Raw genomic sequence first — 17,370 nt, 5'->3', positions numbered from 1 at the left:
GCGCAGAATTTACTTCTTCTTGCCCTGGTTCTTCACGGCCTCGATGGCGGCCTTGGCCGCGTCCGGGTCGAGGTACGTGCCGCCCGGCTTGACCGGCTTGAAGTCGGCGTCGAGCTCGTAGACGAGCGGGATGCCGGTCGGGATGTTGAGGCCCGAGATCTCGTCGTCGGAGATGCCGTCCAGGTGCTTGACCAGGCCGCGGAGGCTGTTGCCGTGGGCGGCGACGAGGACGGTCTTGCCGTCGAGCAGGTCCGGGACGATGCCGTCGTACCAGTACGGCAGCATGCGGACGACGACGTCCTTGAGGCACTCGGTGCGCGGGCGCAGCTCGGTGGGGATCGTCGCGTAGCGCGGGTCGTCGCTCTGCGAGAACTCCGTGCCGTCCTCGAGGACCGGCGGCGGGGTGTCGTAGGAGCGGCGCCACAGCATGAACTGCTCCTCGCCGAACTCGGCGAGGGTCTGCGCCTTGTCCTTGCCCTGGAGCGCGCCGTAGTGGCGCTCGTTCAGCCGCCAGGAGCGGTGGACGGGGATCCAGTGGCGGTCGGCGGCCTCCAGCGCGAGCTGCGCCGTGCGGATGGCGCGCTTCTGGAGGGAGGTGTGCAGGACGTCCGGGAGCAGCCCGGCGTCCTTCAGCAGCTCACCGCCGCGCACCGCTTCCTTCTCGCCCTTTTCGGTGAGGTTCACGTCCACCCAACCGGTGAACAGGTTCTTCGCGTTCCACTCGCTCTCGCCGTGGCGGAGGAGGATCAGCTTGTACGTCGCGTCGGCCATGAGCCCGAGCGTAATCGAACCCGTACCCCCTTCGCGCGTCCGGCCACTGGACGGACAAACAGGTACACAGGCGAGCGGCGGGGGGCGCACATGAGGGGTGCGGGGAGGGCGGTCCGAAGGCCCTGTCCGGGCACCTTCCGCGCCTCACCCGCACCCCGTTCGGGTCCCACCCGGATCCCACCCGGGCGGAGAGCCGCACCCCGACGGGCCGTCGATTGACGGCTGCCGTCAATCGAGTGGCGGTCGGGAAGCCGTCCTTCGTAATGTTCGCTCAGCTGCCGTACCGCTTACCGGGCGCGTCCGTGCGGCATTCGTCCCGCATCTGTTCTCGCTCGCGTCACCTGGGGGTACCCGCATGTCTGTCGACGGTCTACGGAGAGCCGCGCGGGGCGCGGTGTCCGGGATGCCCCGGGAGTTCTGGTGGCTGTGGACCAGCACGCTGGTGAACCGGCTCGGAGCGTTCGTCGCCACCTTCATGGCGCTCTACCTGACGCTGGACCGGGGCTACTCGGCCTCGTACGCGGGTCTGGTGGCTTCCTTGCACGGCCTCGGCGGGGTCATCTCCTCGCTCGGCGCGGGGGTGATGGCCGACCGGCTCGGACGGCGGCCGACCATGCTGATCGCACAGGTCTCGACGGCCCTCTCGGTGGCGGTGCTGGGGTTCATGGAGAACCCCGTCGCCATCGCGGGCGTCGCGTTCGTCGTCGGCATGGCGAGCAACGCCTCGCGTCCCGCCGTCCAGGCGATGATGGCGGACATCGTGCCGGCGAAGGACCGGGTACGGGCCTTCTCCCTGAACTACTGGGCCATCAACCTCGGTTTCGCCGTCTCCTCCACCGGCGCCGGGTTCATCGCCGAGTACAGCTACCGGATCGGCTTCCTCGTCGAGGCGCTGCTGACCCTGTGCTGCGCCGCCGTCGTCTTCCTGAAGGTGCCCGAGTCCCGGCCGGACCGTGCCCCGGTGGCGTCCGCGTCCGGCGGGCGGGCCGCCGGGCCCGCCGGGATCCGGCTCACGGACGTGCTGCGGGACGGGCGGTTCATGGGGGTGGTCGGGCTGTCGTTCCTGGTCGCGCTGATCACCCAGCAGGGGTACGTGGGCCTGCCGGTGGCCATGGGGGCGGACGGGCTCACCAGCTCCGACTTCGGTACCGCGATCGCCGTCAACGGCCTGCTGATCGTCGTCCTCCAGATCCCCCTCTCCCGGTTCATCGAGAGCCGCGACCCGCGTCAGCTCCTCATCGTCTCCACGCTCTTCCTGGGGTACGGATTCGGCCTCACGGCCTTCGCCGGCTCGGTCGCCGCCTACGCGCTGACCGTCTGCGTCTGGACCCTGGGCGAGATCGTCAACGCCCCGACCCAGTCCGGTCTGGTGGTGAAGCTGTCGCCCGCCCAGGGCCGGGGCCGCTACCAGGGCGTGTACACGATGTCCTGGTCGGTGGCGGGGCTGGTCGCCCCGCTGATGTCCGGAGTGGTGATCGACAACTGGGGCGCGTCCTGGCTCTGGATGGCCTGCGCCCTGCTCGGTACGGCGACCACCCTCGGCTACTGGCTGCTGATGCGGGACCTGTCGGCGGTCGCCGAGCAGGGGGACCGGGTCGTGGAGACCGGCGACGCGGCCGTGCGGGCCACCGCCGCCGAGCCGTCCGCGCGCTCCGACGCCGGGGACGAGCAGCCTCAGCCCCAGATCCAGCCCCAGCCCCAGCCGCAGGCATGACGGGCACCCGGCCGACCCGGCTCCTCCGGGTCGTGGCCGACCACTCCTGCCGTTCGCTGGACCGGTACGTGCTCCCGGCAGCCGTACGGCCGGACACCGCCTGAGCGGCGCCCGGCCGTACGACGGCGTGAACCCGGCCGCCGTACGGTCGGCAGCCGTGAACCCGGCCGCCGTGAAGCCCCGGCCGGTGGTCGTCCTCCGGATCGGGGCCGGTCAGCCGCCGCACTGACAGGGCGAACCGGACTGGCAGCCGCAGCCGCAGCCGGAGCCGCAGCCGCAGGCGCCGAGCACGGTCAGGCGCACCACTTCGGTCGGGGTCTCCTGCTCGGGGTCGGGCAGGGGGGAATCGGCCGCATGTGCCACGAGGTCCTCCTCAACGCGTACCACCGGCCGGGGCGGGAGAGCCGCCGCGCCGGTGTCGTACGCCCGGTGCGCACGACAGGGGCGTACGGGATCGGTCCCGGGCCCCGTCCATTGCATGCCCAGCCGGGCGGGCGCATCAACGGCGCACGCGCGCAGAGATTTCGTGCCCCTCCGCACGGCCCGCCGGCCCCGTCGTGCGCCGGCCCGCCCCGCCCGCTCCGGCCCGCCCCGCCCGCTCCGGCCCGTCCGCGCCGGTTACGCGCCCTCGACCGAGGTCGGGGTCTGGAGCTCGTCGGCGTGCTCGCCCGTCACCAGGTAGACGACCCGCTTGGCGACCGAGACCGCGTGGTCGGCGAAGCGCTCGTAGTAGCGGCCGAGCAGGGTCACGTCGACCGCCGTCTCGATGCCGTGCTTCCACCGGTCGTCCATCAGGTGCTGGAAGAGCGCGCGGTGCAGCAGGTCCATCTCGTCGTCGTCCTGCTCCAGCTGGAGGGCGAGGTCGACGTCCTTGGTGATGATCACCTCGGCGGCCTTCGCCATCAGCCGCTGCGCCAGCTGCCCCATCTCCAGGATCGTGGCGTGCAGGTCGTGCGGGACGGCCTTGTCCGGGAAGCGGAGCCGGGCCAGCTTGGCGACGTGCTGGGCGAGGTCGCCCGAGCGCTCCAGGTCGGCGCTCATGCGCAGCGAGGTGACGACGATCCGCAGATCGGTCGCGACCGGCTGCTGCCGGGCGAGGAGGGCGATGGCGCGCGCCTCCAGTTCGTGCTGGAGGTCGTCGACCCTCTGGTCCGCGGCGATGACGGTCTCCGCGAGATTGAGGTCGGCGTCGAGCATGGCCGTGGTGGCCCGTCCGATCGCCGAACCGACGAGCCGGGCCATCTCGACCAGGTCCTCGCCGATCGAGTCGAGTTCCTCGTGGTAGGCGTCGCGCATGGAAGTCCCTCTCCAGTCCTGGGGGCCGGGGTCTCTGGGTCGAACCCCACGCTCCCACGGTGCGCCCGGAACGCGTCGGAATCCGACCGCAGAAGTGAACCGGACCCATACCCTCGGTGAACTCTGGGCGACGAGTGTTCGAGCAGGCACTCGTATGGCTGTGAGGGCGTGCGCATCGACGCATAACCTGGACGACATGGACGTGAACGCGGCGGTCGCCGCAGCAGCCGGGACCGCCGGGTTGTGCACCGGTGTGATCGCGATGCTGGCGTTTCGCTGGAGCGAGCGCGATCTGAGGAAGCCGACCCGTGCCTCCGTGCGGCCGGAGACCGGCGCCACCCTGCCTCCCGGGGTGGACACCGTCCTCTCCGTCCTCAGCTCGTCCGCCGTCGTGCTCGACGAGAGCGACGGCGTCGTCAAGGCGAGCTCCGCCGCGTACGCGCTGGGCCTGGTCCGCGGCGGCCGGCTGGCCGTCGACCAGATGCTGCAGATGACCCGGGACACCCGCCGGGACGGCGAGATACGGCAGGTCGAGCTGGAGCTGCCCCGCCGCGGTACGGGCCGGGGCGACGCGCTCGCCGTCTCGGCCCGGGTCGCCCCCCTGGGCTCCCGGCTGGTGCTGCTGCTGGTCGAGGACCTGACCGAGTCACGGCGGATCGAGGCGGTACGGCGCGACTTCGTCGCCAACGTCAGCCACGAGCTGAAGACGCCGACCGGCGCTCTCTCCCTGCTGTCGGAGGCGGTCCTGGAGGCGTCCGACGACCGGGAGGCCGTCGAGCGCTTCGCCGGACGCATGCAGATCGAGGCCACCCGGCTGACCAACCTCGTCCAGGAGCTGATCGACCTCTCCCGGGTCCAGAACGACGACCCGCTGGAGGACGCCGAGCCCGTCCGGGTGGACGAACTCGTCGCCGAGGCCATCGACCGCTGCCGTCAGCCGGCCCTGTCGAAGGAGATCACCATGGCCTCCGGCGGGACCAGCGACCTCTCCGTCTGGGGCAACCGCGGACAGCTCGCGGCGGCCCTCGGCAACCTGGTCGAGAACGCCGTCAACTACAGCCCCGCCCGCACCCGGGTCGGCATCGCCGTCCGGCGGGTCGCCGGACAGGGCCGGCCCCTGATCGAGCTCTCCGTGACCGACCAGGGCATCGGCATCTCCGAGAAGGACCGGGACCGGGTCTTCGAGCGGTTCTACCGCGTCGACCCGGCCCGCTCACGAGCCACCGGTGGCACGGGCCTCGGGCTCGCCATCGTCAAGCATGTGGCCGCCTCGCACGGCGGGGAGGTCACCGTCTGGAGCTCCGAGGGACAGGGCTCCACCTTCACCCTGCGGCTGCCCGAGTCGGGCAGCGTACGGGAACGCACCACCGGCGGCCCGCTCTTCGTCAACGCTGACGACGAGGGACCGTTCGACACCGCTGCTTTTGAACCCTTTCCCGCCCCGGAGGCCCTTCCGTGACCCGAGTGCTTGTCGTCGAGGATGAGGAATCCTTCAGCGACGTCCTGTCCTACATGCTGCGCAAGGAGGGTTTCGAGGTCGCCGTCGCGGCGACGGGTCCCGACGGTCTCGACGAGTTCGACCGCAACGGCGCCGACCTCGTCCTGCTCGACCTGATGCTGCCGGGCCTGCCCGGTACCGAGGTCTGCCGCCAGCTGCGCAACCGCTCCAACGTCCCGGTGATCATGGTCACCGCCAAGGACAGCGAGATCGACAAGGTGGTCGGTCTGGAGATAGGAGCCGACGACTACGTCACCAAGCCGTTCTCCTCGCGCGAGCTGGTGGCCCGCATCCGCGCGGTGCTGCGCCGCCGCGGCGAGCCGGAGGAGATCACGCCGGCGGCCCTGGAGGCCGGTCCGGTCCGGATGGACGTCGACCGCCACGTGGTCACCGTCTCCGGCGGCAAGGTGGACCTCCCGCTGAAGGAGTTCGACCTGCTGGAGATGCTGCTGCGCAACGCGGGCCGCGTGCTGACCCGCATGCAGCTCATCGACCGGGTCTGGGGCGCCGACTACGTGGGCGACACCAAGACCCTCGACGTGCACGTGAAGCGGCTGCGCGCCAAGATCGAGCCCGACCCGGGTGCGCCGCGCTACCTGGTGACGGTCCGCGGCCTGGGCTACAAGTTCGAGCCGTAAACCGGTGGCCGGCCACCGGGCACACGGATGAGTGAAGGGCGCCTCCCCCGAGGGGAAGGCGCCCTTCACTCGTGTACGCGGCCGGCGCTCGGCGACGAGGCCGGTCCGGCCTCACTCGGCGGCCGGGGACCCGCCGTCCGTCGGGGTCGCGGAGGCGTCGGCGCTCGCCGTGGCGTCCGGCGACGCGGAGGCGTCGGGGGAGGCCGAGGCGTCCGGGCTCGCGGCGGAGGTCGGCAGGGCGCTCGGCCCGAAGCCCTCGAAGTAGGAGACGGAGGGCACGACGGTGGCGCCCAGCGCGATGTCGCCGCTGTCGCTGAGGCGGAAGACGACCTGCTCGACGTTGCCGTTCTGGGTGGCCTGGCGGCCGTTCTCGATGACGGCGGAGGCATTGCCCTCGCCGCCGAGGACGACCTTGCCGCCGGCCGGGACGACGAGCGGCCCGTCGCCCTTGGCGGCGTGCAGCTTCACCTCGGTGCCGGACCGGGGCAGCGTGATGGCCTCCAGCGTCTCGTCCTCGGTGCCCTGGTTGAAGAGGGCGCCGGTGATCACGGCGGGGCCCTCGGCGTTGTGCTCGGGCTGCGTGACGACGTTGACGTTCTGGACCTTGATGTCGCCGACCGAGGTGGCGGCATTGTCCGGCCTGACCTGGAGCGTTGCTGCGTCGTTGCCCGCGGCGCACGCGGACAGCGAGGCGATGGAGATCACGAGGGCAGTGGCGGCGAGGGCGCCGTGTCGAAGGCTGCGGCTCACGGCGGCGGCAACTCCTTGAACGTTCGGACTGCGGACTACGGACGTGGTGCGCAGGTGCACTGCACGACCGCGCAGGGCGGCGGGACCGAGTGACGTAAAGCCGCCCTAAGGGTGTGTCAGCGGCCTTAGGCTACCGAGCCGCCGCTCACGCCTCGCACCCGACCCGCCCCTTTGCGCCGCGGCACTTCGCCGGGACCGGGGCGGCCCGCCCGCCTCCCGGACCGGAGGCGCGCCCGGACGGCCCCTGCGCCGCGCCGCCCCGGCCCGCCGGTCACCGCCCGACATCCGCCGTTCACAAAACGCGAATGATCAATTTTCCCGGCGGTGGCGCATTCGTCGGCGGAAAAGCGCGCGGACGGTTGTCAGGAGTGGCTTGATCAATTTCAATGGGCCACGAAACTTCCGTCGATCGTGTGATCGATCTCCGAACGCATGGAAGAAACTGCGGCTTCACGAATCCGGCAAAACGGGATCTTTAACCCGTTCGGACAGGCTTCCCGGGTGCGGGAACGGCGCGTTTCCGGCCGGTCGTACAACGGCTCCGACCTGCGAATACCCTCTCCGTGAAGCCCCGCGCAGCACGTTCCGGATGCTGTTGTCAAGCCCCGAGATATGCCCTGACCTGCGAAAACGCCATTCAGGAGTAGCGGTTCTCGTGTTACCCTGGATAGCCACGGAAGGGGTACCTGTCACATGACGTTCAAGGTTGGCGACACCGTGGTCTATCCCCATCACGGGGCCGCGCTGATCGAGGCTATCGAAACTCGCCAGATCAAAGGCGTGGACAAGACCTACTTGGTGCTCAAGGTCGCCCAGGGCGACTTGACGGTTCGTGTGCCGGCGGACAATGCGGAGTTCGTGGGCGTGCGCGACGTGGTCGGGCAGGACGGGCTGGACCGGGTCTTCGAGGTGCTGCGTGCACCGTATGCCGAAGAGCCGACGAACTGGTCCCGTCGCTACAAGGCAAATCTGGAGAAGCTCGCCTCTGGCGATGTCATCAAGGTCGCCGAAGTGGTGCGCGACCTGTGGCGTCGTGAGCGCGAGCGCGGACTCTCCGCCGGAGAAAAGCGCATGCTCGCCAAGGCCCGCCAGATCCTGGTGAGTGAGCTCGCTCTCGCGGAAAACACGAACGAGGACAAGGCCGAAGCCCTGCTCGACGAGGTTCTCGCGTCCTGAACCGGATCGCACCGGTCGTACGAATATGCCGCGGTCCCCGCTGACCTGCCGTTTTCAACGGCACGTCTCCGGGCGCCGCGGCACGTTCGCGTTCTGGGCCCGTTCGCGTTCCGGGCCCGTTCATGTTCTGGGCGCGTTCGTGTTCGGGTCCTGTTCGCGGGCGCGGGTCGCTCGCTCCGCACGCCGTACGCCCTTCGTGCCCCGGCCCCGCCGACTTCGCCCCGCCGACTTCGCCCCGCCGACTTCGCCCCGCCGACTTCCGGTCCCGGTGCGGCGGGTTTCCGATGCGGCGGAACCCACCGCACCGGATTCACCGCATGCGGGGGGCCGGACACCTGGGCACCCGGCACTTTTCAAGATTCTTTTTCGGCCACCCGGATGCGGCTGAATTCGGCCGGATACCAGGTGGTGGTCGCGCCGGCCCCGGGGCGTCCCGTGCTCCCCGGCGACTGCCGCGGATTACGCGACAGCCCGTGTGCGGCTAGCGTCCCCCTCGGCCGGTCAACGCACCGGCCGCCCCGCGCCGCCGCCACGACTCGCTCGACCGGGTCACGGAAGGGGTCCGGACCGAGGCGGGCCGTTGTACGGCGGCTCGCTTGGGGCCCTACCCACGTCGGCCGTGGCAACAAACCTGCCGAAGCTTCGGAGTACAACCGATGTCACCCATGTCACCGCCCGACATGTCGCCGCCCGGCGGGCTGCCGGGCCCGTCGGGCGCCCCGGCGCCCGCCGAACCCGCCACGACCGGCGGTCCGGCCAGGACGCCCCGTACCGCCGCCGTCATCCCGGCGGCCGGCCGGGGGGTCCGGCTCGGCCCCGGCGCGCCCAAGGCGCTGCGCACCCTGAGCGGCACGCCCATGCTGGTCCACGCCGTGCGGGCGATGGCCGCCTCGCGCGCCGTCTCGCTCGTCGTGGTGGTCGCCCCGCCGGACGGCGCCGCCGAGGTGAAGAACCTCCTCGACACGCACGCCCTGCCCGAGCGCACCGACTACGTGGTGGTGCCCGGCGGCGAGACCCGCCAGGAGTCCGTCCGCCTCGGCCTGGAGGCGCTGCCCCGGGACGTGGCCACGGTCCTGGTGCACGACGCCGCCCGCCCGCTGGTGCCGGTCGACACGGTGGACGCGGTCGTCGAGGCGGTACGCGGCGGCGCCCCGGCCGTGGTGCCCGCCGTGCCGCTCGCCGACACCGTCAAGGAGGTCGGGCCCCCGGCGGCCCCGGGCGGACCGGAACCGGTGCTCTCCACCCCCGTGCGGGCCGCGCTGCGGGCGGTGCAGACCCCGCAGGGCTTCGACCGGGACACCCTGGTGCGGGCGCACGCGACCGTGGTGTTCGGCGGCGAGGGCGCCACCGACGACGCGGGCATGGTGGAACGTCTCGGCGAGCCCGTCGTCGTGGTGCCCGGCCACGAAGAGGCGTTCAAGGTGACCCGGCCGCTCGATCTCGTGCTGGCCGAGGCGGTACTCGCACGCCGGAGGGCGAACGATGGCTTCTGAACCCCGTCCCGTGATCCCGCTCGTCGGGATCGGCACCGACATCCACGCCTTCGAGGAGGGCCGCGAGCTCTGGTGCGCGGGCCTGAAGTGGGAGGGCGAGGGCCCCGGCCTGGCCGGGCACTCCGACGCGGACGTCGTCGCGCACGCCGCCTGCAACGCCCTCTTCTCCGCCGCGGGCCTCGGTGACCTGGGGCAGCACTTCGGCACCGGCCGCCCGGAGTGGTCCGGTGCCTCGGGCGTGACGCTGCTGGCCGAGGCGGCCCGGATCGTGCGGGCGGCCGGCTTCGGGATCGGCAACGTCGCCGTCCAGGTCGTCGGCGTGCGGCCGAAGATCGGCAAGCGGCGCGAGGAGGCCCAGCGGGTCCTGTCGGACGTCGTCGGCGCCCCGGTCTCGCTCTCCGCCGCCACCTCGGACGGCCTCGGCTTCACCGGCCGGGGCGAGGGCATCGCGGGGATCGCCACCGCGCTCGTGTACCGCGCCCCCTGAAGGCCCGCCGGGCCCGCCGCACGGCTGCGGGCCCGGCGGCCCGCACCCGGCCCGGCCTTTTTTCACCCTTCCGGTGGGGGCGGTCCGGGAAGGAACGGAGCAGCCGCGTGGTTACGGGGTAGGAGACGCAGATCACGTACCGTCACATTCCGTCACCGCCCCGCGCAGGAGGATGTAGGTCATGACCGCCGCACTTTCCGATGAGCTCAAGAACCTGCTGGACACGCCCGTCTTCGTCAATGTCGCGACCATCCAGCCGGACGGCAGCCCGCAGGTGTCACCCGTGTGGGTGGCGCGGGACGGGGACGACGTGCTGATCTCCACCACGGTCGGCCGCCGCAAGGAGAAGAACCTGCGCCGCGACCCCCGGGTGACCGTGCTGCTCCAGCCGTTCGACGCGCCGTACTCGTACGCCGAGATCCGCGGCGAGGCGACCCTGTCCACCGAGGGTGGCCAGGAGCTGATCGACCAGCTGTCGCGGAAGTACACCGGCAAGGGGTACGCGGACTTCAACCCGGACTCGGTGAACGACGGCGAGCGGGTGGTCGTGCGGATCACCCCGCGCAAGGTGGTCGGCCGCATCTGACGGGCCGGGCCGCGCGGCGATCCGCAGGGCGGGTCGTGCGGGCGGTCCGGCGGTGATGCCTCCGCCCGTGCCGGAAAGTCTTTTCCGCGCGGGCGGGCGGCTTCGCCCCACCCGTCCCACGCGCCCCACCTGCACCCCGTGTCCCGTAACGGCGCCGCCGCAGTGCCCTCCCGGGGGCCGTATAGCAGAAAAGTTACCCCGCGACTGCGCAGAGGTCGCGGGGCACTGGTGTCGGCCTACTACCCTGGTGGCGTGACTATTCGCCTGTACGACACCAGCGCCCGGCAGATCCGTGACTTCGTCCCGCTCACCGCGGGCTGTGTCTCGATCTACCTCTGCGGCGCTACCGTCCAGGCCGCACCGCACATCGGGCACATCCGTTCCGGCCTGAACTTCGACATCATGCGCCGCTGGTTCGCGTACCGCGGCTACGACGTGACGTTCGTCCGGAACGTCACGGACATCGACGACAAGATCATCCGGAAGTCCGAGGAGCAGGGCCGCCCCTGGTGGTCGATCGGGTACGAGAACGAGCGCGCGTTCAACGACGGTTACGACGCGCTCGGCTGCCTGCCGCCCACCTACGAGCCCCGCGCCACCGGTCACATCACCGAGATGATCGAGATGATGCGCGGCCTCATCGAGCGCGGCCATGCCTACGAGGCGGACGGCAACGTCTACTTCGACGTGCGCTCGTTCCCCGGGTACCTGGAGCTCTCCAACCAGAACCTCGACGACCTGCGCCAGCCGTCCGGCGAGGGCGAGACCGGCAAGCGCGACCAGCGCGACTTCGCCATGTGGAAGTCGGCGAAGCCGGGCGAGCCGAGCTGGGAGACCCCGTGGGGCCGCGGCCGTCCTGGCTGGCACCTGGAGTGCTCCGCGATGGCGCACAAGTACCTCGGTACCGAGTTCGACATCCACGGCGGCGGCATCGACCTGATCTTCCCGCACCACGAGAACGAGATCGCCCAGTCCAAGGCGTACGGCGACACCTTCGCGAAGTACTGGGTGCACAACGGCTGGGTCACCATGGCCGGCGAGAAGATGTCGAAGTCGCTGGGCAACTCCGTGCTGGTCAGCGAGATGGTCAAGGCGTGGCGGCCGATCGTGCTCCGCTACTACCTCGGCGCCGCGCACTACCGCTCGATGATCGAGTACAGCGAGGCGTCCCTGCGCGAGGCGGAGTCCGCGTTCGCGCGGATCGAGGGCTTCGCGCAGCGGGTCACCGAGAAGACGGGCAAGACGGTCGAGCCCGCCCCCGAGGTGCCGCCGGCCTTCGCCGAGGCGATGGACGACGACCTGAGCGTCCCGCAGGCGCTCGCGATCGTCCACACCACCGTCCGCCAGGGCAACTCGGCGCTCGCCGCCGACGACAAGGAAGAGGCGGTCGCCCGCCTCGCCGAGGTCCGGGCCATGCTCGGCGTCCTCGGCCTGGACCCGCTCGACCCGCACTGGGCGGGCGAGAGCGACCGGGGCGAGGACCTGCACGGGGTCGTCGACACGCTCGTCCGGCTCGTGCTGGACCAGCGCCAGGGGGCCCGTGAGCGCAAGGACTGGGCCGCCGCGGACGCGATCCGCGACCAGCTGAACCAGTCCGGGCTGGTCATCGAGGACAGCGTGAGCGGTCCCCGGTGGTCGCTGGGACCGCGCTGAGCACCGCTCCTCGCACCGCGTCCAGAGGCGCGAATGTGCCGCCCGGCCGTCCGGGCGGCACACTTTCACTTGTAGAAGCATTTCTGAAGCAACGAAACAGGTAGGTCATGGCCGGGAACAGCCAGCGCAGGAACCGCCGCACGTCCAACAAGAAGGGCGCGCAGGTCGGCAGCGGTGGGCAGCGACGCCGTGGCCTCGAAGGCAAGGGCCCGACGCCGCCCGCCTCCGCCCGGAAGGGACACAAGAAGAACCGCATCGCCAACGCCCAGGCCAAGCAGGCCGCGGCCCGCCGCCCCGCTCCGCGGCGCGGCGGCGTCAAGGGCACCTCGGAGATGGTCGTCGGCCGCAACCCGGTCTTCGAGGCGCTGCGCGACGGCGTCCCCGCGGTGACGCTCTACGTCCAGCAGTTCATCGACAACGACGAGCGGGTCCGCGACGCGCTCAAGCTCGCCGCCGACCGGGGCAACATCAACCTCATGGAGGCCCCGCGCCCCGAGCTGGACCGGATGACGAACGGCCTGAACCACCAGGGCCTCGTCCTCCAGGTCCCGCCGTACGAGTACGCGCACCCGGAGGACCTGACGGCCGCCGCGTACGACAACGGCGAGGACCCGCTGATCGTGGCGCTCGACGGGGTCACCGACCCGCGCAACCTGGGCGCGATCGTCCGGTCCGTCTCGGCGTTCGGCGGCCACGGTGTGGTCGTCCCCGAGCGGCGCGCCGCCGGTATGACGGCGGGCGCCTGGAAGTCGTCGGCCGGTACGGCCGCGCGCACCCCGGTCTCCCGGGTCACCAACCTGACCCGCGCGCTGGAGGGCTACCAGAAGGCGGGCCTCACGGTCGTCGGTCTGGCCGCCGACGGCGAGCACACGGTCGAGGACCTGGAACAGCTGTCCGGCCCGGTCGTCATCGTGATCGGCAGCGAGGGCAAGGGCCTCGGCCGTCTCGTGGGCGAGACCTGCGACTACCGCGTCCGCATCTCGATGCCGGGTGGCGCCGAGTCGCTGAACGCCGGTGTCGCGGCCGGCATCGTGCTCTACGAGGTGGCCCGCCGCCGCGCGTAAGCACCCTTGAGCGGTTCGTCCCGCTCGCTCACCCCCGACCACCGGCCCGGTACCACGCGCCCGGGTCGGTCCGTACGACGAACGGCCCCAGGATCTCCTGGGGCCGTTCGTCGTATGCTCGCGCACCTCCTCGTACGCTCGCGCGCCGCTCGCCTCAGACCAGGGCGCGCAGCCGGGCCAGCAGGGCCGCCGCCCGGCGCCGGGCGGCCCGCTTCAGGCGGAGCACCGCGGCGGGACGGGCGGGCGGAGCGACCAGCACGGGCGGGGCGCCGTCCGTGGCGATGCGGAGGCTGAGCGGCAGCGGGGCGTCGCGCTGCCAGCCGCAGCTGCTGATGCGCACCTTGAGGTCCCAGGTACCGGCGTTGCGGCCCGAGTTGAGAGTGTCGGGGGCGAGGCGGGCGACGGTGGTGTGGACGGTCCGGAAGCCGCCGGGGGTGCCCGGCTCCGGGACCCGGGTGACGCTGGTCTTCGAGGGGACGAAGAACTCCTCCGCGCCGCCCCTGCGGCGGGCCAGCACGTCCATTTTCGCTTTCCTGAGCGCCTTGGTGACGTCCAGCGCCTCGGCCGGGATGCCGGGGACGGGCACGGCCAGCGCGTCGGCCCCGTCCGCGCGGTGGGTGAAGGTGAGCGGGGCGCCGCCGGAGAGCAGTTCGCCGGTGGCGGTGATCTCCTCCGCGGAGGGGGCGGAGGCGGTGGCCCTGGCGCGTACCGCCGACTCCCACCGGGCGAGTTCGCGCACGGCGTCGATCCGGTCCTGGACGAGGAGTTCGGCCGCCGCGCGCTGGCGGGCGGGCAGCCCCGCGGCGACCCCGGGGGCGAACCGCTCGGCGACCAGGGCCCGGGCCTCGCGGAAGAAGTCGGCGCGCCACTGTTCGGGGGCGTCCAGGAACCGCTTCCCGCTGAGCCGCTCCACCGTCTCGACCCGGAGCCACCGCCGGTGCAGCCGGTCGCGGACGGCGCCCGGCCCGGTGTTGGCGTCGACGATGTCGAGCGCCTCGCGGAGGTTGCCGAAGTACCCGGCGGGGTCGAAGGTACGGAACCCCGCGTTGGAGTGGTCGGGGCGGGCCACGTGGTAGTAGCAGACGTAGTCGGAGAGGACCGAGATCCGCCGGGCCGCGAAGTAGGCGGCCATCACGAAGACGTGGTCCTCCAGCCGCCGTCTGCCCTCGGGGAAGCGCAGCCCGTGGGCCAGCAGGAAGGACCGGCGGAACATCTTGTGCGGGGTGAGGCTGTCGACGAGCGCGCTCTTCTCCGGCCGGGCGTCGGGGAGGTTCGTGCGGAACAGCTCGCGCGGGACGCCCCGGCCCCGGCCCGCCATCCGGCCCACCACGATGTCCGAGCCGTTCTCCTCGGCGTAGGCGTACAGCCGTTGCAGGGCCTCGGTGCCGAACCAGTCGTCGTTGTCGGCGAATTGGACGTACGTCCCCCGGGCGCGTTCGATGCCCAGGTTGCGGGGGCGCGAGGGCCAGCCCGAGTTGGGTATGTGGACCACGTCGAAGTGCGGGTGCTCCGCCGCGAGCCGGTCGAGCCGCGCTCCGGTGCCGTCGGTCGAGCCGTCGTCCACGAAGATCACCTCGAACTCGCCCGGGGCCATCGTCTGGCGCAGCAGCGAGTCGATCAGCTCGTCCATGTGCGGGCCCGGGTTGTACACGGGGACGACGACGCTGACCTTCGGCGGAGGGGAGGAGGCCGGGCTCATGGGTGTGCCTTTCGGGGCGTGCGGAGGTACACGGGAGGGGAGTCGGAGGATCAGGACGGGGCGGGGAGCAGGCCGCGGGCGCGCAGCACCCGGCGTTCCACCGGGGTGAAGAGGGCGGACTCCATGACGATGCCGACGGCGAGCACGAGGAGGACGGCGGCGAGCACGAGCGCGGTGTCGTCGTTCTCCTTGCCGGAGTCGAGGAGCCGGCCGACCCCGGGCAGCGGGGTCGCGGTGATCAGCTCCGCCGTCATCAGCGCCCGCCAGCCGAAGGTCCAGCCCTGCCGCAGCGCGGCGACCAGACCCGGCAGCGCGGCCGGCAGCAGGATGTGCCGGACGAGGGCTGGCCCGGTGGCGCCCAGCGAGCGCCCGGCCCGCAGCAGCAGCGGTGGGATCTGCCCGAGCGCCCCGGCCACACCGAGCGCCACGGACGGTACGGCCCCGAGCAGCACCACCGCGTACACCGCCTTCTCGGACTCGCCGAAGACGATGACCCCGAGCGGTACGAGACCGGCGGCCGGGAGCGACTGGAGCGCCGAGAGGACCGGCGCGAGCGCCGCGCGGGCGGTGCGCACCCGGTGGATCAGCAGCCCGAGGAGGGTGCCGAGCACCACGGAGACCGCGAACCCCGCCACCGTACGGAGCAGGCTGTGGCCGAGCGCCGGCCACAGGGTGCCGTCCCGCCGCGCGTCGCCCAGGGACGTGGCGACGGCGGCGGGGGACGGGAGGGTGGCGGAGAGGCCGAGCCCGTACGCGCCCTGCCAGAGCAGCAGCAGGGCGAGGGCGGAGAGGGCCGGGGCGGTCACCGTGGTGCGGAGGCGGGCGGCGTACCGCCGGGCGGGGCCGCCGGGGGCCGGGCGGTCCGCCGGGGCGGCCTCCAGCCGGTCCAGGCCGTCGGTGAGCGCGGCGGTCCCGGCGGCCCGCTCCCGCCGGTCCGTCCGCTCCTTCTGGTCAGTGGACGGAGGCATGGCGCCGGACCTCCTCGCGCAGCCGGGCGGTGATGGCCGCGCTGTCGGCCCCGGGCTCACCGGCCCGCCAGCTGTGCGCGATCCGGCCGGGGCGCGAGGAGAGCAGCACGATGCGGGTGCCGAGCCGGACGGCCTCGGACACCTGGTGGGTGACGAACACGACGGTCAGCCCACGTGCCTCGTGCACGTCCAGCAGGACCTCGTGGAGCACCTCGCGGGTGATCGCGTCGAGCGCGGCGAAGGGTTCGTCCATCAGGAGGACCCGGCTGCCCTGCGCGAGCGCGCGGGCCAGCGCGACGCGCTGCCGCATGCCGCCGGAGAGCTCGTGCACGGGCCGGTCGTACGCGTCCGGGAGCCGCACCAGGGCGAGCAGCCGCCGGGCCTGCGCCTCGCGCTCGTCCTTCGGCGATCCCCCGAAGCGCAGGGCGAGTTCGACGTTGCCGCCGGCGGTGAGCCAGGGGAAGAGCGCGTGCTCCTGGAACATCAGCGCGGGGCGCGGCGAGGGCAGCGACACCGTGCCCGAGGAGGGGTGCTCCAGCCCGCCGAAGAGGCCCAGCAGGGTGGACTTGCCGGAGCCGGACGCACCCAGCACGCAGAGGAACTCGCCCTGCTCGACGGTGAGATCGATCCGGTCGAGCACCGGCGGACCGCCGGGCCGGTAGGTGTGCGTGACCTGTCTCAGGGCGAGGGCCGGGGCGCGGCCCGGGGTGGGCACGCGATCACCGGACCATGCCCGCGGTCAGCGTGGCGCCGTCAGCGGGATCGATGAGGAGGAAGGAGCCCGTGCGGCGGGAGGCGGCGTAGGCGTCCGCCGCGAGCGGTTCGGCCGTGCGGAGGCGTATCCGGCCCAGCTCGTTGCCGGTGAGGATGGAGTCGGGCCGTCCGGGCAGGTCTTGGACGATCGCCTTGACCGTGCGGGTGGTGTGCCTGAGCAGTACCCGGTCGCCCACGCGCAGTGGCCGGTCGTGCAGATGGCAGACGTCCGCGTCGATGCTCCGGGTGAGCGCGGGCGCCTCGGCCGGCGGGGCGATGAGGTCGCCCCGGCCGATGTCGAGGTCGTCGGCGAGGCGTACGGAGACCGAGTCCAGGGCGTACGCGGCGTCGACGGGCTCGCCGAGCCGTTCGACGGCGGTGACCGTGGAGGTGACCCCGGAGGGGAGCACCACCACCGCGTCCCCGGTGCGCAGCTCCCCGGTGGCCAACTGGCCCGCGTAGAAACGGTCGTCGCCGTGCCGGATGACGTACTGCACGGGGAGCCGGGCCGGGCGGTCCGCCTCCGCGTCGTCGGTGCGGACGGTCTCCAGGTGGTCGAGGAGCGTGGGGCCCGTGTACCAGTCCATGTGCGCGGAGCGGTCCACGACGTTGTCGCCGGTCAGCGCGGAGACCGGTATCGCGGTGAACGCGCCGATCGGGTGGTCGAGTTCGGCGGCGTACCGGGCGAAGTCCTCGGTGATCCGCAGGAACTCCTTCTCCGACCAGTCGACGAGGTCCATCTTGTTGACGGCGAGGACGACGTGGGGGACGCGCAGGAGGGCGGCGACGGCGGCGTGGCGGCGGGTCTGTTCGACGACGCCGTT

The 17,370-nt window shown here is 72.3% G+C and carries 17 protein-coding genes; 9 read left to right on the top strand and 8 right to left on the bottom strand.

Annotation, left to right across the window (positions count from 1 at the left end):
• Positions 1-9: 9 nt before the first annotated feature.
• Positions 10-771, bottom strand: a complete 762-nt coding sequence (locus tag ACFWEE_RS14395; RefSeq protein ID WP_386889069.1) for a phosphoglyceromutase — start codon at positions 769-771, stop codon at positions 10-12.
• Between the two features lie 355 nt (positions 772-1,126).
• Between ACFWEE_RS14395 and ACFWEE_RS14390 the strand changes: the two genes are divergently transcribed.
• A complete protein-coding gene (locus ACFWEE_RS14390; protein ID WP_386889068.1) occupies positions 1,127-2,485 on the top strand; it encodes an MDR family MFS transporter in 1,359 nt (452 codons plus the stop codon).
• Between the two features lie 213 nt (positions 2,486-2,698).
• Here ACFWEE_RS14390 and ACFWEE_RS14385 read toward each other — a convergent pair whose 3' ends face one another.
• Both ACFWEE_RS14385 and phoU read right to left on the bottom strand, forming a co-directional pair.
• The gene (locus ACFWEE_RS14385) at positions 2,699-2,848 is read right to left on the bottom strand and encodes a hypothetical protein (RefSeq protein WP_266705998.1); all 150 of its coding nucleotides are present in this window, start codon (positions 2,846-2,848) and stop codon (positions 2,699-2,701) included.
• A 255-nt stretch (positions 2,849-3,103) separates the two neighbouring features.
• The gene (phoU, locus tag ACFWEE_RS14380; RefSeq protein WP_386889067.1) at positions 3,104-3,781 is read right to left on the bottom strand and encodes a phosphate signaling complex protein PhoU; all 678 of its coding nucleotides are present in this window, start codon (positions 3,779-3,781) and stop codon (positions 3,104-3,106) included.
• A 196-nt stretch (positions 3,782-3,977) separates the two neighbouring features.
• Here phoU and ACFWEE_RS14375 point away from each other — a divergent pair, with 196 nt between their 5' ends.
• Together ACFWEE_RS14375 and ACFWEE_RS14370 are read left to right on the top strand one after the other, a co-directional pair.
• Positions 3,978-5,240, top strand: a complete 1,263-nt coding sequence (locus tag ACFWEE_RS14375; RefSeq protein ID WP_386889066.1) for a sensor histidine kinase — start codon at positions 3,978-3,980, stop codon at positions 5,238-5,240.
• On the top strand, positions 5,237-5,917 hold the full coding sequence (locus tag ACFWEE_RS14370; protein ID WP_275493488.1) for a response regulator transcription factor: 681 nt from the start codon (positions 5,237-5,239) through the stop codon (positions 5,915-5,917). The genes ACFWEE_RS14375 and ACFWEE_RS14370 overlap by 4 nt, the downstream gene beginning before the upstream one ends.
• A gap of 111 nt (positions 5,918-6,028) precedes the next feature.
• Here the strand turns inward: ACFWEE_RS14370 and ACFWEE_RS14365 are convergent, their stop codons facing one another.
• Positions 6,029-6,667 carry a DUF461 domain-containing protein gene (locus ACFWEE_RS14365; protein WP_386889065.1) on the bottom strand — a complete coding sequence of 213 codons (639 nt, stop codon included), beginning with the start codon at positions 6,665-6,667 and terminating at the stop codon, positions 6,029-6,031.
• Positions 6,668-7,360: 693 nt separating this feature from the next.
• On the opposite strand from ACFWEE_RS14365, the gene ACFWEE_RS14360 reads away from it, so the two are divergent.
• From ACFWEE_RS14360 to rlmB, 6 genes are all read left to right on the top strand, one after another.
• A complete protein-coding gene (locus ACFWEE_RS14360) occupies positions 7,361-7,843 on the top strand; it encodes a CarD family transcriptional regulator (protein ID WP_003953493.1) in 483 nt (160 codons plus the stop codon).
• Between the two features lie 665 nt (positions 7,844-8,508).
• A complete protein-coding gene (gene ispD / locus ACFWEE_RS14355) occupies positions 8,509-9,336 on the top strand; it encodes a 2-C-methyl-D-erythritol 4-phosphate cytidylyltransferase (RefSeq protein WP_386889063.1) in 828 nt (275 codons plus the stop codon).
• Complete coding sequence (ispF, locus tag ACFWEE_RS14350) at positions 9,326-9,823, top strand: 2-C-methyl-D-erythritol 2,4-cyclodiphosphate synthase (RefSeq protein WP_386889062.1); 498 nt, start codon at positions 9,326-9,328, stop codon at positions 9,821-9,823. The genes ispD and ispF overlap by 11 nt, the downstream gene beginning before the upstream one ends.
• Before the next feature lie 181 nt (positions 9,824-10,004).
• Entirely contained in the window at positions 10,005-10,409 is a 405-nt protein-coding gene (locus ACFWEE_RS14345) for a PPOX class F420-dependent oxidoreductase (protein WP_386889061.1), read from the top strand.
• Between the two features lie 252 nt (positions 10,410-10,661).
• Positions 10,662-12,062 (top strand): cysteine--tRNA ligase, encoded by a 1,401-nt coding sequence (gene cysS, locus ACFWEE_RS14340; RefSeq protein ID WP_386889059.1) that lies wholly within the window; start codon positions 10,662-10,664, stop codon positions 12,060-12,062.
• A 107-nt stretch (positions 12,063-12,169) separates the two neighbouring features.
• Positions 12,170-13,126 carry a 23S rRNA (guanosine(2251)-2'-O)-methyltransferase RlmB gene (gene rlmB / locus ACFWEE_RS14335; protein WP_386889057.1) on the top strand — a complete coding sequence of 319 codons (957 nt, stop codon included), beginning with the start codon at positions 12,170-12,172 and terminating at the stop codon, positions 13,124-13,126.
• A 154-nt stretch (positions 13,127-13,280) separates the two neighbouring features.
• Here rlmB and ACFWEE_RS14330 read toward each other — a convergent pair whose 3' ends face one another.
• The 4 genes from ACFWEE_RS14330 to ACFWEE_RS14315 all read right to left on the bottom strand — a co-directional run.
• A complete protein-coding gene (locus ACFWEE_RS14330) occupies positions 13,281-14,825 on the bottom strand; it encodes a glycosyltransferase family 2 protein (RefSeq protein ID WP_386889055.1) in 1,545 nt (514 codons plus the stop codon).
• A 50-nt stretch (positions 14,826-14,875) separates the two neighbouring features.
• A complete protein-coding gene (locus ACFWEE_RS14325; RefSeq protein WP_386889053.1) occupies positions 14,876-15,793 on the bottom strand; it encodes an ABC transporter permease in 918 nt (305 codons plus the stop codon).
• Complete coding sequence (locus ACFWEE_RS14320; RefSeq protein WP_386889051.1) at positions 15,777-16,508, bottom strand: ABC transporter ATP-binding protein; 732 nt, start codon at positions 16,506-16,508, stop codon at positions 15,777-15,779. Before ACFWEE_RS14320 ends, ACFWEE_RS14325 begins: the two co-directional genes overlap by 17 nt.
• Before the next feature lie 4 nt (positions 16,509-16,512).
• Positions 16,513-17,370: GTP-binding protein (locus ACFWEE_RS14315; RefSeq protein ID WP_386889049.1), on the bottom strand; the 858-nt coding region annotated here is incomplete at its 5' end.

Source organism: Streptomyces sp. NPDC060184 (assembly GCF_042728795.1).
Classification (GTDB): domain Bacteria; phylum Actinomycetota; class Actinomycetes; order Streptomycetales; family Streptomycetaceae; genus Streptomyces.
Note: the sequence above shows the minus strand (reverse complement) of the source record. Positions and strands in the feature narration are given on the sequence as shown.